Below are 14,285 nucleotides of genomic sequence, written 5' to 3'. Positions count from 1 at the left end.
GCGGGCGACCGTGTATTATCTGGAAATAGAGTCGCGGGGCATTTGTCAGTTCTCAATAGGATTTGGGAAGGTTCAGCACCTTCTCAGCGATGAAACAGAGCGCGAGTTGGGGCGACACGGGCGCAATGCGCGGGATCAGGCTCTCGCGTAAATAGCGCTCTACGTGAAATTCTTTGGCGTATCCGAACCCGCCGTGCGTCATTACTGCCGTCTGGCAAGCGTCAAACCCGGCCTCGCCTGCGAGGTATTTGGCAATGTTGGCGGATGCGCCGCAGGGAAGTCGGCTGTCGTATTCCCACGCGGCTTTCATCACCGAAAGCCAGGATGCCTCGAGATTGGCGTAACAGGCGGCCAAAGGGTGCTGAATGGCTTGGTTCTTGCCGATTGGCCGGTCGAAGACGACCCGCTCGCGCGCATAATCCGTGGCCCTCTTTAGGGCGGCGAAGCCAAGCCCAACGGCTTCAGCTGCAATCAGAATGCGCTCAGGGTTCATCCCGTGCAGTATATATTCGAATCCCGCGCCCTCCTTGCCGATGCGGTCGGCTTCCGGGATTTCGAACTCCTCGAAGAACAGCTCGTTGGAATCCACTGCCTTGCGGCCCATCTTTTCGATTTCGGCGACTTTGATGTGTTCACGGTCAAAACGAGTATAGAAAAGTGAAAGACCCTCCGTCGGTTTCCTGACGCCCTCCAGCGGCGTGGTGCGGGCCAGCAGAAGCACATTGTCTGCAACCTGAGCAGTGGAAATCCACACTTTTTGACCATTGACGACATAGCGGTCCCCGCGCTTCTCGGCGCGAAGCTTCAATTGCGTTGTGTTGAGCCCGGTATTGGGTTCGGTGACGGCAAAGCAGGCTTTGGCCTGACCTTCCGCCATGGGGCGGATCATTCTTTCCTTCTGCTCTTCGGTTCCAAAAACGGCAACCGGATTGAGGCCGAAGATGTTGATGTGAACCGCCGATGCTCCCGACAATCCCGCTCCGGATTGGGCAATCGTGCGCATCATTACCGCAGCCTCCATAATACCGAGGCCGGAGCCGCCATGGGCTTCCGAGGTGCAGATTCCAAGCCAGCCTTCCTCTGCGAGCGCGTCATAGAAATCGTGAGGGAAGCCGCCTTCGCGATCACGCTTGAGCCAGTAAGCGTCATCAAAGGGACTGCAAAGCCTGCCAATCGCCTCACTGATGGACTGTTGGACTTCACTTTGGGCAAATTCCATAGCTCTAGTCCTCAGTGGAAAGGCAAAGAGCACCAGAAGCTGTCATCTGGACGATCTCATCGTTCCCAAATCCGGCTTCCGCGAGAATCTCACGGCCATGCTCACCCAGCCGCGGCGCCAGACGATCCAGTGCGACATCACTGCGCGAGAAACGGACGGGAACTGCCATGCTGCGAACCGGTCCTTCACTGGGATGCTCAACCATCCTGAAGAAGCCGGTCGCCTTGAGGTGTTCGTCCTCGAGCACCGATTCGAAGCTGTGCATCGGCATGGCGGGCACGTCAGCCTCGAGAAAAAGCTGAAGCCAGTCCACGGTCGTTTTCGTCAACATGATACGGCTGAGTTCGGCGTAAACCTCATCGATATTGGCCATGCGTGACGCAAAGCTCGCAAATCGGGCATCGCTCTGCGGGATATCTGGTCGGCCGATCGCCTTGAAGAAGCGTTCCCAGTGTCCGTCGTTGTATATCAACGCGCAGACATAGCCATCACTGGTCTGGTACGGACGACGGTCCGGCGATAACTGACGTTGATAGCCGCCTTGGTCGAACGGCGGATCGAAGGTGAGCCCGCCCAGGTGGTCTCCAAGCACCAAGGCCACCATGGTTTCGAACATCGGAATCTCTATCTTCTGGCCGCGGCCGGATGCATTCCGCTCGATAACCGCTGCGAGAATGGCATTTATCGCAGCGACCCCGACAAACCGGTCGGCGATTGCCGTTGGAACGTAAGCAGGGCGCCGACCTGCCCGGCTGAAGCTGTAAGCAAGGCAAGCGCCGCCCTGAATCAAGTCGTCGTAGGCAGGACGGTCAGCATAAGGGCCGCGCAAATCGAATCCAATAAGTGCGGCGTAGATGATCTGCGGGTTGACCTTCTCAAAGTCCTCGTAGGAAAGTCCAAGCTGGGCCATACTCCGCGGCCGGATGTTTGAAACCACGAGATCAGCGTTTCGGGCGAGCCTAAGCATAGCTTTCCGGCCCGCCGGGTTCTTCAGATCCAGAGCAATACTGCGTTTTGAGCGGTTGGTATTCAGGAACAGCGGCCCCATGCCAGGGTGGCGGCTCGGACCGATCTGACGAATGATGTCTCCTTCCGGAGCTTCGACCTTGATGATTTCAGCACCGAGATCTCCTAACGTTTGGGTCGCGAACGGCCCCATCAGGACAGATGTCAAGTCGAGAACCCGCAGTCCGTCCAGCGGTCCCATAAAGAATCGCTCCCAGTATGTTTACATATATGGACAAATTTGTCGCAATTTGGAACAATATAAGTTTGGGAATGGAGATTGTCAAATTAGGCGCGCGTCACCGATATGTTTCCCTGTGGGATTTAGACGCGTCGCGTCCAAGCGTGGCTAACACGAGAGCACGAGAGTAGGGAGAAGGTCCAATGACGGTGAAGCAGATCGAGAATCTCATCGCCCTTTTGGAATATTTCGCTGAAACGAAGAGCCCAGCCACGCTTGCCGATATTGTCGATCATTTCGGCTGGCCGCGTTCGAGTACATTCCACATCCTCACAACGCTCGCTCAAAAAGGGTATCTTTATGAGCCTCGCGTCCGTGAGGGCTTCTATCCCACGCCCAGGTGGCTGCATCTCGCCAGCGTGATTGCGGAAGCGGAGCCGGTCCCGGAAGGTCTTTTGCGGATTATGCGGAAGCTGGCCGACAAGAGCGGGGAGACAGTCTGGATTTCGGCGGCAAGCGGGCAATACGCCGTTTTCCTTGAGGTGATCGAGTCACAGGCGCCGGTGCGCTATACGGCCACGCCAGGCAAACGGGTGCCTATTCATTTGACGGCGTCAGGGCTTGCGCTTCTATCCCAATTTGAGGAACGTGATCGAGAGATTGTCCTTCGCAAGGCGACGTTCGAAGAACGCGGACCAAAAGGGCCGCGCAACCTGGACGAGGTGAGAGCGGAGCTTGAGGCCGGCAGACGCCGAGGATGGTTCAGCTCTGCCTCTTATTATACCCCCGACCTTGGTGGCGTAGCTATTCCTGTCATGATCAACAGCCGGATCTTCGCTGTAACAGTTGCCGGTCCTCTTTTCCGTGCCGAAGCACAGTTCGCCGCCTTTGCCTCTGGAATTTGCGAGGCCGTCGCAGCGGAGTACGGTCCCGATTATGGCCGATACACACCAAAAGGGTGACAGTGCGCCCACTTTATTCACAACGAGGAAAACAAGGAGGTCCGTTGACGACGCAGAACTACATTGATGTCGGCGAAAACCATCCATCAGCACTATGCTTTGGCTACCGCCCACCCGGAGCGAGGCCTCGACGTGCGCGCCATCCGCCGAAAGGCACCGGCCGGCTCAGAATCTCGCTGACCCTCAATGTCGACCGGCTGATATTGCCAATCTGATCGAGGCGCCGGCTGAACTGCAGCGGGCGAGGCCATGACCAGCTTCATCGTCATCACTAGCACTGATACCGGCCGTCAAACACGTCTTGCCGATAGAAGGCCAGGCGCGGGGCCTCCGGAATGATCCGCTCAGCGGGCAACTGCGCGAGGCCGTCGGCGACCTGGCCGTCAGTCTCGCCATCAAGCCCAGACTGGATTGGGTTCCAGTAGGTGCCGTCCACAATGCTGGCCAGACCGGCCCCGCTCATAGTCGCAGTCGCCGGAGGATTGATGGTGCCGCTCAACCGAGACACTCTCTTCTTCGATGTCTTTGCCCGCTGACAGGCGCCGGTGGTGTGGTGTGGGCGGGCACCGCGCTCGGCACCATCTACCATACGCTCTGTCAATAGAGGCGCCGCGCCGGGCGGCATCCCCTTGCTCGGCGTGGCCTTCATCAGCGAGGCAATGCCGAACACCGGATTAACCATCGCCGGCATCGGCGAGATGCGCGTGCTTGGCCGCCTGCCCCGCTCGACTCGCTGACGCCGCGGACCTTGCAGTGGGCTATGAGCCCCTATTTCGACAAGGCGGTATTCGTTGAGTTCTTCCGCAAGAACCGCTCCGCCAATCCAGGGTCCCCTCACGCACCATCCGGTCGAACCGCCGCTGCCTAATGATCACGCGCACCGATGGGGCCTATGTCGAGACGCGTGAGGGCAGACGGATCGTCGACGCGATCTCGTCATGGTGGTGATCACCCATGGCCATCGCATCCGAAAATCATGGAGGCGATCCGGAACGTTTCCGAGACGCTCGACCAGCTGATCTTTGCCAATCTCACCAGAGCCGGCCGAGCGACTGGCCTCGGCACTGGTCGACATGACGCCTGCCGGCCTCGACTTGGGTCTTCTATTCCGACAGCGGTTCCACCAGCGCATCGGCAGCAGCGGGTATCCTTCGGAAGGCGGCGCGAAACTGCGCGCCTTTTTTCTCGGAGCGGATTGTTGGTGCGACCCTTGGGTAACGGCATCTACATTATAATGCTGCCGTGTTACGTGACGTCGGAGGAACTCGACCGACTTCACGAGGCAATTGACTGGCGGCTGAACTGGCCGGCGACAGCAAATTAGCCCCACCGCGCGTGTTGTCGGCCTAGCAGGTTGATGAAAAAGTCCCGGAGATACCCGTTTTGGATCGGATCTGTACCCTGTCTGACTCTGATACGTTCCGTGAACAAAGCAGTTTTTCAACAGCCTGCTAGGCCATTGCGTGCCGGGGCGCAGGGCCGACAATGCCGAGATCGAAACCTCGCTGGACCGCACAGTCAAGGCAGGCCACAAGTCATGACCAGGCTATCACTGGCGGTCAGGAATTCAACAGATCGAGTACGTATCTGACGGTAAGTTCAGTTGTTGGAATGAGAAGGCTATCGGAGGCTCCAAAGGTCGGCGTGTGAACGCCAGATTCGTTGGCCGGCTCGCTGTTGCCAAACCAGAAATAAATTGAGGGGACGCAAGCAGCGTAGAAGCCGAAATCGTCGCTGCCTCCTACCGATTCCGTGGCGTTAGAGAAGGCCTCGCTCCCTGCCGTATCGTGGACAAGCTGTCGGAAGCGCTCCACCATTTCGGCATCATTGATGACGGGGGGTTCGCCCGTACGGATGGTGCATTCGGCGTGGCCCCGGTGCATTGCAGCGACACCTTCAGCCACTTCGCGGACGCGCTGAGACAGCAGCGCCCGACGCTCCGAACTGCTGGTCCTGATTGTCCCTTCCATGACGACCGACGGGCAGATGATGTTGGTCGCTTCGCCGCCATGTATAGTGCCGATAGTAATGACCGCACCGTCGTCGAATGGCATTTCCCGCGAAACCACCTTCTGCACTTCGTTCACGAAGGCGGCTGCGATGGTGATCGCATCAACTCCCTTATGCGGCGATGCGCCATGCGCCATCTTGCCTGTAATGGTGAGCTTAAATTGATCGGCCGACTTGGTTACCGCACCTTGCCGCGCGCCATACATGCCAGCGGGAATCCTAGGGCTGACGTGAAAGCCGACAGCCCGGTCAAAACCATCCAAAAGCTTTTCGTCCTGAACAGTACGCCCGCCAAGCGGCTCCGCCTCCTCGGCAGGCTGGAAGAGGACACGTACCTTGCCAGCGAAATTGTTACGCATGCGATGGAAGGCGAGCGCGGTACCCAGCGCAATGGATCCGTGGACGTCGTGACCGCAGGCGTGCATGACGCCGTCGACCTGCGAACGATAGGGCAAATCCTCGCGCGTCTCCTGGATCGGCAGGGCGTCGATGTCGCCGCGCACCGCGATCGACCGCTTTGGGCCGGACGCGGTGCCTTCAATGTCGATGTACAATCCGGTACCGTGGAAGGGCTTCGCGCCTTCAAGGCCAAAACGCTCCAGTAGTGCCCGTATCCGCTCTTGCGTCTTCCACTCCGCATTGGAAAGCTCCGGCTCTCGATGCATCGCATGGCGCAGTTCGACTACTGCGTCACGTTCGGAATCCGATAGGAAAGCATTGCCGCGGCTGCTCATTCTGTTTTTTGACCCTTCGTCCGCATCATCCGGTGAGGCAGTATCCACCAGCGCAACCCTACACCAGTGCTGATGAAGGAAAACGGCGATCTTCCGCACTGCGGCGATTTATTTATGCTTGGGTTGGCGTTCTTTGGTAAATCTCTGTCGTGAAATTTATATTTCAGAGGCGTACCGAACCGGGGGCCATAGCAGTATAATTTCGATCACATCCGATGGGCCGAGTGTCCGCAAATCTTAGCCTCGGTTGACCCATGTGTTCGGCGGCCGCATGCAACCGCTGAAAAATCAACGGCGGCCTCTTGTATCTTGAAAGACGTCGCTCCCAGCAATTCCCCAGCAAAAGGCTGCTGAGGGCTGCGCGCGTCAGCAAAGAGCGCGTTGTCGCCTGGAACAAACATCGAGCCTTGATTGCGGACCGTTGCCTTGCACGCGTCCTGCAAGCATCGCAGGTCCTCAGAGGCGTCGATCTGATCGTCATTGTGATCTTCGCGACCGAAATCCGCAACATGTCGGCTGAGAACCCGTGGCAACTGATGGCTTCTACCGGCAGGCCTGCTGCAGCCACATCAATAAGTGTAAAAACTGCTGCCTGAGGGCTAGCGTCATCAACGGAAGATCAACTTGTCCTGCGGCATTGCGCTAGCTGTCTTCTCGAAGCGGGCTGCGACGTGCCCACGACAGTTTTTTGAGGTGACAGGACATCGTCTTTGTCTGCGATCACATGGCGCAGGCGATCTGGTGCCGCGCGCCGATTCTTGAAGCTAAATAACGCAGTATGCGGTATATGAAATGTGCCGGGTCTCTGCGTAAAGAGATCCGCCGGTCCGCATCGATACTGTGATGGTAGCTCACCTATTTTAAATCAGGCGGCGGATATTGCCGGGCCAGCTAGGGAGCTGAGTTCTTGGTAGGAGGCCCGCAAAGACGCCCGTATCGTTTGTGCCCGCGAAGTCGAGAGGAGCCATCGCGATCCTTGCTAGTGACATACCGATTGAAGCGGCCCCTCATTAATACGTCGACTCGCAAGCGGTTCGAATTTAGATTCGGCGCCGGGAAATGGCCTTGGGAGACAATCGGGACGTCTGCCCTGATTACGACTTGCTGCGCAGGCGCTTTGGCCGACTGGCAAGCCGTCGAAGACAGATGCACAATTTCGGCCAACTTCTCGGATGTGAGACGATTGTTCCGTTGCACCGCGCCTGCATTATCAATTCTTGTTACCGGAATCCTGCACTGATTAGGCAACATCGCAGCAAGCATGCACACTATCAGCAAACTCTGCCGTCAACCGGCGTCGCGGGCGGTCTAGTTTGTGTACCGAGAATCCGCCGAAGTTATCTATGAAGGCACTCTGTAGACATTGAAGACGCTAACGCGTCGACCTCTCGAGCGCCGTGCCTTTGTTGGTGGTCGTGGATCGAGGGCGCAGAACACTCAAGATCGTTAATCCGGCAAATGGGCGAACGGCTGATGGATGTTGCTGCATGCTACGAGGTCGATGTGGACTTCGCTGTGAGTGCTGCGCAGGACGCGTTTTGCCATCTGGCATGACATCCTGCCTGTTGAGCGGGGCGCCATATTGCGCGCCTGGGCAGATGCAGACTGGGCGAGGTTGCCACAAGTCTTGCAAATTTTCCTACCGAGGAGGCAAGCAATGAACGAAACAGCCCATCTGACATTCGATCTCGACACGCCCGGCGTGAACAAGGGTCACCTTGTTGTCCCAGGAGGCGCCGACTGTGAAGTGCTCTCGCTCCCGGTCTTCAGCCTCAATAAGGGGAAGGGACCGCGTCTTCTCATCACCGGCGGATGTCATGGTAATGAATTGCAGGGGCCAATAGTCGCGCGACGAATTATCGAGTGGCTGCCCGAAGTGCAAGCCTGCGGAAGGGTCATCATTTTACCGGTGCTCAATCCTCTGGCCGTGCAGGCATGGACCCGGAACACGCCGATCGATGGCTTGAATCTCAACCGAGTGTTTCCGGGCCGGGCCGAAGGGTCGGTAACAGAACGGATTGCGGATGCCGTTTCGCGTCTATTGCTGCCAATGGCCGATACCATATTTGATCTGCACAGCTTCGGACCAAGGTGGGATTTCCCACCGGCGACCACGACGCATCCCATTGCTGATGCCGATCTCATGGCCGAGACGGTCAAAATGGCGGAAGCGTTCAAATTGCCAATGACATTGGTCTGGGAATACGACGACACACCCGGGATGTTCGATATCGAGGCCCAAAACCAGGGCAAGGTGTTCATTTGCGCTGAATTCGGAGGCGGCACGGTCGGCGCCGAAGATCTGGCAATATACGAAGCTGGAGTACGCAACGGCCTCATCGCGCTCGGGCTGGTCGAGGGAACAGCCGAGTATCCGACCTTCCGTCAGCACAAGTCTCGCCAGACACTTGAAACGCATTTGGCCGACCAACTGAAATCGCCCGTGACAGCGATCTTCGAACCTCGCCGCTCGGTATTGGATGAAGTAAACAAGGGAGATCTATTAGGCCTTCTTCATCCGATGGAGTCGTTGTCGGCTCGTTCCATTGAAATTCGAGCACCGGTCACGTCTATCGTCTGCGCAATTGCATCCGGGGCACATGTGAATGCCGACGAAGGAATAGTGTTCCTTGCGCGTCCACTCAAGCGTTGAGAAGTTGGTTGACGACGCACAGGCCGGAAACGCGAGGCGGACGCAATGCGGAGCATTTTTTAGCGTGGCGTCGCGGGTATCGACGTTGACGGGCGCGCCGGATGCCGATCGTGACGGTGCGCTAGGAACAAGTTGGGCTAAGCCGCAGACGCGCCTGGGGCATTGGCAACGTAGGCAATCGTCGGTATGCGTCATAGAGTTCATTCATTTCCACTATGTAGAGGTCGGATAATGAATAGTCATCGCCGAAGGGTATTGGTTACGGCAGGCAGCAAAGGTCTAGGCTTTGCAATCGCTAAACGACTGACCGAAGACGGCGCAGACGTTGTAATTTGCAGTCGCAATCAGGCGGTACTAGACGAAGCTGTAAGTCAGCTGCGCAGCAATGAAAAATGCCAAGAGGCTCATGGTATCGTCGCCGACCTTTCGCAACGCTCGGACGTAGACTCGTTATTCGAACGTGCAACGGAGCTTCTGGGCCACATCGATTGCCTCATTGTAAATTCTGGTCACATGCCGTACGGGACCTTCGAAACCCTAAGCGACGACGATTGGGATCATTCCTACGAGATGCTGCTTATGAGTGCAGTGCGACTTTCACGGGCTGCAGCCAGTGCAATGAAAGCATCTGGTCGACGTGGGGACATCGTCTTCGTCACGTCTTCCGGCGTGCATGAGGCCACGGGTCATCTACTTCTATCGAATGTCATGCGTGCCGGGATAGCGGTGCTGGCGAAGCATCTCGCCGACGCACTTTCGGGGAGTGGCGTTCGTGTGAATGTCGTGGCTCCTGGCTATTTTGATACGGGTAGAGTTCACAATAGAATTGAGGCATTAATGGCTGACGAAGGCCTAGATCGAAACGCTGCCATTGTAAGAATTGCAAATACCAACCCCTCAGAACGGATAGGAATGGCTGAGGAGCTCGGGGAGCTAGTCCAATTTATCGTCGGCGAGCGAGCAAGATATCTCAACGGCACGACAATCGTGATTGATGGCGGCGGCGGTCGTCTCGTGACGTAACTTGAACAGTAAAGTGCGATATCTGTCGCTGCAGCTAGAGGGTCCGTAGGCTTCCTGAGCCGCTCGGCTGTCCGATAGCTTTTGCATTTGCAACCTGTCGAAACGTCACCAAAATTGTGGTGATGGCAGGGCAATAGTAGTCTCGTGGCTCAATTCGGATCTTCCGGTGCCTCTATGGGTATAGTGAATCCGACCTTTACGCGATCCATGACCACCATCGTTTTGAAGCCCTTGATATCGGGGTTTTCATAAAAAAAGCGGCGCGTAAATTGCTCATAGCCCTCCATATCGGTGGCTGTGACAACGATCACGAAATCGGCCTCTCCAGTCACATAATAACCGCTCATTACTTCTTCGTTCGCGCGAAGGTGCTGTTTGAACCGGTCGATGATATCTGACCGCTCGCGTTCAAGCGAAACCAGCACCAACATCGACACGGGTCGCCCGACCGCTTTCGGCGATATAATAGAAACGTCTGCTTCTATGGTGCGGCTTTCACGCAGCTTTTTGAGCCTGCGCTGGACGGCGGTAGAAGAAAGACCAACGCGCTCACCGATCTCGTCGGTGGTTAGTCGATTATTTTTCTGTACAAGCTGCATGATCCGAGCGTCTATTCGATCGTAGCTGCCCGGCATGTTCAAAATCCTGTGCACTGTAAGTCTTTTCGGTAGAAAACCTGCACGTCTGTAACGTCGCACGATGAGAGACGCCCCGCAAGACCGCTACGGCGCAACCAACTGGGAACTTCTGGGGCTGCTCTCAGAACTGCCGTTCCGTTCGCTCCTGAATCTGGGCAGGTATATGACCAGGCACACCATAAGGCCGATAGTGCCAATGTCGACCTAACCCTGCGCCCGTCGATCTTCTTGCCCTGCCCGCCCCCCCGGTTCAGCGCCTTCCGTCGCATTGCCCGGTCGGCTGTCGACGACAGGGTGATCGGGCTCGCTTCTTTCAATTGGCTCGGAATACCCAATGCACTTGACGACATGTTTGATCGCTCGCCCTGCTTCGAAAAAGTCAAATGGCCTCATTTATCTTCCGCCGGCGCAGGTGCCTTGGTTTTGCCGGCGTTCAGCATACGTCCGAAGCTTCGGGATAATTACGGCGCTCCCGACAGCATCGAGGTGAGTGCTTCCTCTGCACCCCAGCCGCCGGCAGATTTGATCTCACCGATCGGAATAGATTGGCTGCAAGCCGCCGCCCGTCGATGGCGGAGCCGCGGCTCATCTGACGCTTGAGGCCGGGGTGACGCGGCGCTTCTGGCCGGCGGCGGTGAAGACCCTGAACCTGTGGCTGTCGGGTGCATTGTGGCCCCGATATCCGGCGTCGGCGAGATTGCGGCCGATCTCATTGCCGATGGCCTTTCCATGTCGGGGATGATCGCTGCCGGCGTACGGCCGTAAAAGGATTGCGCAACGGGCCGCAGCGGAGTCTCACTGGGAAGCAGCAAGTTGGCGGACACGGCGTGGATAGCGCCCCTCCTTTTGTCGGACGATCAATTCGCCGGAACGACGACGCCGTGCTCCGTCCGCCACTCCACCCCTACGTCTTCGCCTGGAGTCGCCTGGAAGCTCGAGGCATCCGACTTCGACCGAGCATAGATGGCTTGATTCAGCGCTTCCACTTCGTATTTCAGCGTGCCGCCCAGGTACACGACCTGCCGCACACGGCCAATGATTCGTTGCGTGCCGGATGCAATCGGCGAATTGACTGGAACCAGGACCAGCTTATCGGGCCGGATCACCAAGGCAGCTCGGGATTCGGGCGCGAGAGCCTCTTTGCAGTGCGCCGGTCCAAGCAGATGCCAACCGTCCCCTTTGACGGAGATCGTCTCGCCGTCGCGGCCCACGACCCCGCGGAAGATATTCGCCTCGCCAATGAAGTCGGCAACGAACTCCGTTTTGGGATGATCGTAGATGCCCTTGGGATTGTCCAGTTGCTCTATACGCCCACGATTGAATATTGCGATCCGATCAGACAGGACCAGCGCTTCCTCTTGATCGTGGGTCACGTGCAATACGGTGATGCCCAATTCCTGATGCAGACGCCGCGCCTCCAGTTGCAGCGCCTCCCGAAGCTTCTTGTCGAGTGCGCCGAATGGTTCGTCCATGAGCAGGAGACGCGGCCGGTAAACGACGGCCCGCGCGAAAGCCACGCGTTGTTGCTGCCCCCCTGAAAGCTGCCGCGGGAAACGTTCCTCCAGTCCCTCCAGTCCCACAAGGCGCAGCGCCTCGCGCACCATTCCGGCACGCGCGGCCTTTGGGGTGCGCGTCAACGGGAACGCGATGTTCTGTCCAATCGTCAGATGCGGGAACAGCGCATAGTTCTGAAATACCATGCCGATACCGCGCTTGTGGGGAGGTATGTGCGTTGCGTCCTGCCCGTCGATCAAAACTCGTCCTGCGGTCGGGTGAACAAACCCCGCCACCATATTCAGTGTGGTGGTCTTGCCGGAGCCGGAAGGGCCGAGCAAAGTCATGAACTCGCCCCTGCGCAATTCGAGGTTGATTGCGTCGACAGCGACATGATTGCCGTATTTCTTGGTAACCCCTTGCATCACCAGGGCCTGCGACGTCGTTTCGTGCATTACCTCGTCCCGTCGTGTTTGGATGTTCATCATTGCACGCTATCGCCGAGAAGTTGGCGCTTCCCTCGAAAAAGCATGAACCCGAGAATGAGCGAAGTGACTGCCAGAAGAAGCGTCGAGATCGCGGCCGCCGTAGGGTCGATGGAAAGTTTCACTTCGTTGAAGAGACCGACGGGAATGGTGATGACAGCCGGGCTCGTCAGGAACGACGCCACGATAAATTCGTCCCAGGATCCAAGAAACGCGAAGACAAACCCGAATAAAATCCCCACCCGGATCAACGGAGCGGTGACGCGCAAGAAAACCATGGGCGGGTTGGCGCCCATAATCGCGGCGGCACGCTCGAGATTGCGATCCACCGTGACCAGGGAAGCCGTTATCATGATAATGGGGAACGGCAGGTTCAGAACGGCGTGTGCCAGGATCAGCCCGAGCACGGTCCCCACCAGATTGCCGCCCACCGTGATCGGTCCGATCTGCCATCCAAAGGTCCACACAAAGAACATGCCGATGGCAATCACGACGGTAGGAACGATCAACGGCGACAGAAGCAACGCCGACACCAGGCGCTTTCCAACAAACCTGCCGCGCACGAGCCCAAGCGCCGCAAACAGACCAAGCACGGTGGCTAGCGTTGCCGAACCGATACCGACCTCGAGCGAGGAGACGACTTCGCTTTGCCAGACAGAACTGGACAGCACCACATCGTACCAGTGGAAGTCGAAGCCCACAGGCGGCCATATCATTTCCCGAGCTTCGGTGAAGCTCAACGGCACAACGATCAGCAGCGGTGCCGCCAAGAAAAGGCACACCATGACACCAAAGACGCCAAACAGGAGCCGAGAGAAGAACTTGGGCCTCATTCGGAAACCCCCACGCCGAAGACGTCGCGGAACCGGACGAAAGCGCTGGCAACGATTAGCACCGTAAACGTCACGCAAAGCAGGGCCACGCTGATTGCACTCCCGTATCCCCATTCCACATGCTGGACAGCGATGACGACCTGCTGGGCCACGTACAGATCCCGACCGCTGCCCAAAAGCGCGGGCGTGATATAGAAACCTAGCCCGATGACAAACACGAGGACGCACCCGGCAAGGACGCCAGGCATGCTGAGCGGAAGAATTATGCGAACGAACGTCCGCACGGGTCCCGCCCCCAAAATCGCCGCGGCCCGTGAATAGTCGTGGCTGATCCGGCGCATTACCGCGAAGATCGGAAAGACCATGAAGGGCAACAGAACAGCCAGTATGCCGAACATCACTGAGAAATTATTGCGGATCAATGGCAATGGCGTGCTGATAACCCCCAAGTCGATCAGCGTGGTGTTTACGACCCCGGTATCACGCAGGAGCACGGTTAAGGCATATGTCCGCACAATGAAGCTGACCCATGAGGGGATCAGTACAGCCAGTTGCAGGATCGTGGCCACCCTCGCCGACGAAATGTACATGAGATATGAGTAGGGATAGCCAATGAGCAACGCCCCGAACGTCGCTACAAGGGCCGTCTCGATAGTCGTGAGAAAGGTCTCCCCCACGATTGGGGAAGACACGAGACGAATGTAATTTGCGAAGCCGGGACTGGGATCCACAAAACTTTGGACCACTACAAACGCCAACGGCCAGATGAAAAACAACACCAAAAAGATCAAGGCCGGCAGCACCAGCCATCCCCATCGGTTGGCTGGTGCTGCCTGCGCCTCGTCTTGCCTGGAAACCGGATTTGACGATGTTCCGCGAACGGCTCGGAACCACCGGCGGAAGAGGCCTCGATACCCGGACGCCAGGTTATTGGACGGGCTAAGCGACACAGACATTCAAAAGCTCCAGCATGGTTTGTATCGTTCTAGGACGCCTTCCATTGCTGAAATTGATTGTTGATCTCATCATAGTGGCTGCCCAGCCATGA

The 14,285-nt window shown here is 57.4% G+C and carries 12 protein-coding genes and 1 pseudogene; 4 read left to right on the top strand and 9 right to left on the bottom strand.

What is annotated here, in order from left to right; genetic code table 11:
- Positions 1-52: 52 nt before the first annotated feature.
- Positions 53-1,219, bottom strand: a complete 1,167-nt coding sequence (locus FJW03_RS00205) for an acyl-CoA dehydrogenase family protein (protein ID WP_140767285.1) — start codon at positions 1,217-1,219, stop codon at positions 53-55.
- 4 nt (positions 1,220-1,223) lie between these two features.
- A complete protein-coding gene (locus tag FJW03_RS00200) occupies positions 1,224-2,426 on the bottom strand; it encodes a CaiB/BaiF CoA transferase family protein (RefSeq protein ID WP_140767286.1) in 1,203 nt (400 codons plus the stop codon).
- A gap of 182 nt (positions 2,427-2,608) precedes the next feature.
- Between FJW03_RS00200 and FJW03_RS00195 the strand changes: the two genes are divergently transcribed.
- Complete coding sequence (locus tag FJW03_RS00195) at positions 2,609-3,367, top strand: IclR family transcriptional regulator (protein ID WP_140767287.1); 759 nt, start codon at positions 2,609-2,611, stop codon at positions 3,365-3,367.
- 271 nt (positions 3,368-3,638) lie between these two features.
- Here FJW03_RS00195 and FJW03_RS00190 read toward each other — a convergent pair whose 3' ends face one another.
- Together FJW03_RS00190 and FJW03_RS00185 are read right to left on the bottom strand one after the other, a co-directional pair.
- Entirely contained in the window at positions 3,639-4,058 is a 420-nt protein-coding gene (locus FJW03_RS00190) for a hypothetical protein (RefSeq protein ID WP_140767288.1), read from the bottom strand.
- Between the two features lie 868 nt (positions 4,059-4,926).
- Positions 4,927-6,210 (bottom strand): M20 family metallopeptidase, encoded by a 1,284-nt coding sequence (locus FJW03_RS00185; RefSeq protein WP_226890532.1) that lies wholly within the window; start codon positions 6,208-6,210, stop codon positions 4,927-4,929.
- 203 nt (positions 6,211-6,413) lie between these two features.
- Here FJW03_RS00185 and FJW03_RS00180 point away from each other — a divergent pair, with 203 nt between their 5' ends.
- From FJW03_RS00180 to FJW03_RS00165, 3 genes are all read left to right on the top strand, one after another.
- Entirely contained in the window at positions 6,414-6,707 is a 294-nt protein-coding gene (locus tag FJW03_RS00180) for a hypothetical protein (protein WP_140767289.1), read from the top strand.
- A 1,061-nt stretch (positions 6,708-7,768) separates the two neighbouring features.
- Positions 7,769-8,764: a succinylglutamate desuccinylase/aspartoacylase family protein gene (locus tag FJW03_RS00170; protein ID WP_140767290.1), complete on the top strand. Its 996-nt coding sequence runs from the start codon at positions 7,769-7,771 to the stop codon at positions 8,762-8,764.
- 231 nt (positions 8,765-8,995) lie between these two features.
- Complete coding sequence (locus tag FJW03_RS00165) at positions 8,996-9,787, top strand: SDR family oxidoreductase (RefSeq protein WP_181173388.1); 792 nt, start codon at positions 8,996-8,998, stop codon at positions 9,785-9,787.
- Between the two features lie 149 nt (positions 9,788-9,936).
- Here FJW03_RS00165 and FJW03_RS00160 read toward each other — a convergent pair whose 3' ends face one another.
- The 5 genes and pseudogenes from FJW03_RS00160 to FJW03_RS00140 form a co-directional block, all read right to left on the bottom strand.
- Positions 9,937-10,422, bottom strand: coding sequence for an Lrp/AsnC family transcriptional regulator (locus FJW03_RS00160; RefSeq protein WP_140767292.1), 486 nt, complete (start codon positions 10,420-10,422; stop codon positions 9,937-9,939).
- Between the two features lie 568 nt (positions 10,423-10,990).
- Positions 10,991-11,186: pseudogene (locus FJW03_RS00155) on the bottom strand (IS5/IS1182 family transposase); the annotation flags it as partial.
- A gap of 96 nt (positions 11,187-11,282) precedes the next feature.
- The gene (locus tag FJW03_RS00150; RefSeq protein WP_140767504.1) at positions 11,283-12,374 is read right to left on the bottom strand and encodes an ABC transporter ATP-binding protein; all 1,092 of its coding nucleotides are present in this window, start codon (positions 12,372-12,374) and stop codon (positions 11,283-11,285) included.
- A gap of 29 nt (positions 12,375-12,403) precedes the next feature.
- A complete protein-coding gene (locus FJW03_RS00145; RefSeq protein WP_181173412.1) occupies positions 12,404-13,237 on the bottom strand; it encodes an ABC transporter permease in 834 nt (277 codons plus the stop codon).
- On the bottom strand, positions 13,234-14,193 hold the full coding sequence (locus tag FJW03_RS00140; RefSeq protein WP_140767506.1) for an ABC transporter permease: 960 nt from the start codon (positions 14,191-14,193) through the stop codon (positions 13,234-13,236). Before FJW03_RS00140 ends, FJW03_RS00145 begins: the two co-directional genes overlap by 4 nt.
- Positions 14,194-14,285 lie beyond the last annotated feature (92 nt).

The organism is Mesorhizobium sp. B4-1-4, from assembly GCF_006439395.2.
Taxonomy (GTDB): Bacteria; Pseudomonadota; Alphaproteobacteria; order Rhizobiales; family Rhizobiaceae; genus Mesorhizobium.
This window is presented reverse-complemented; position numbering and strand designations above follow the sequence as displayed.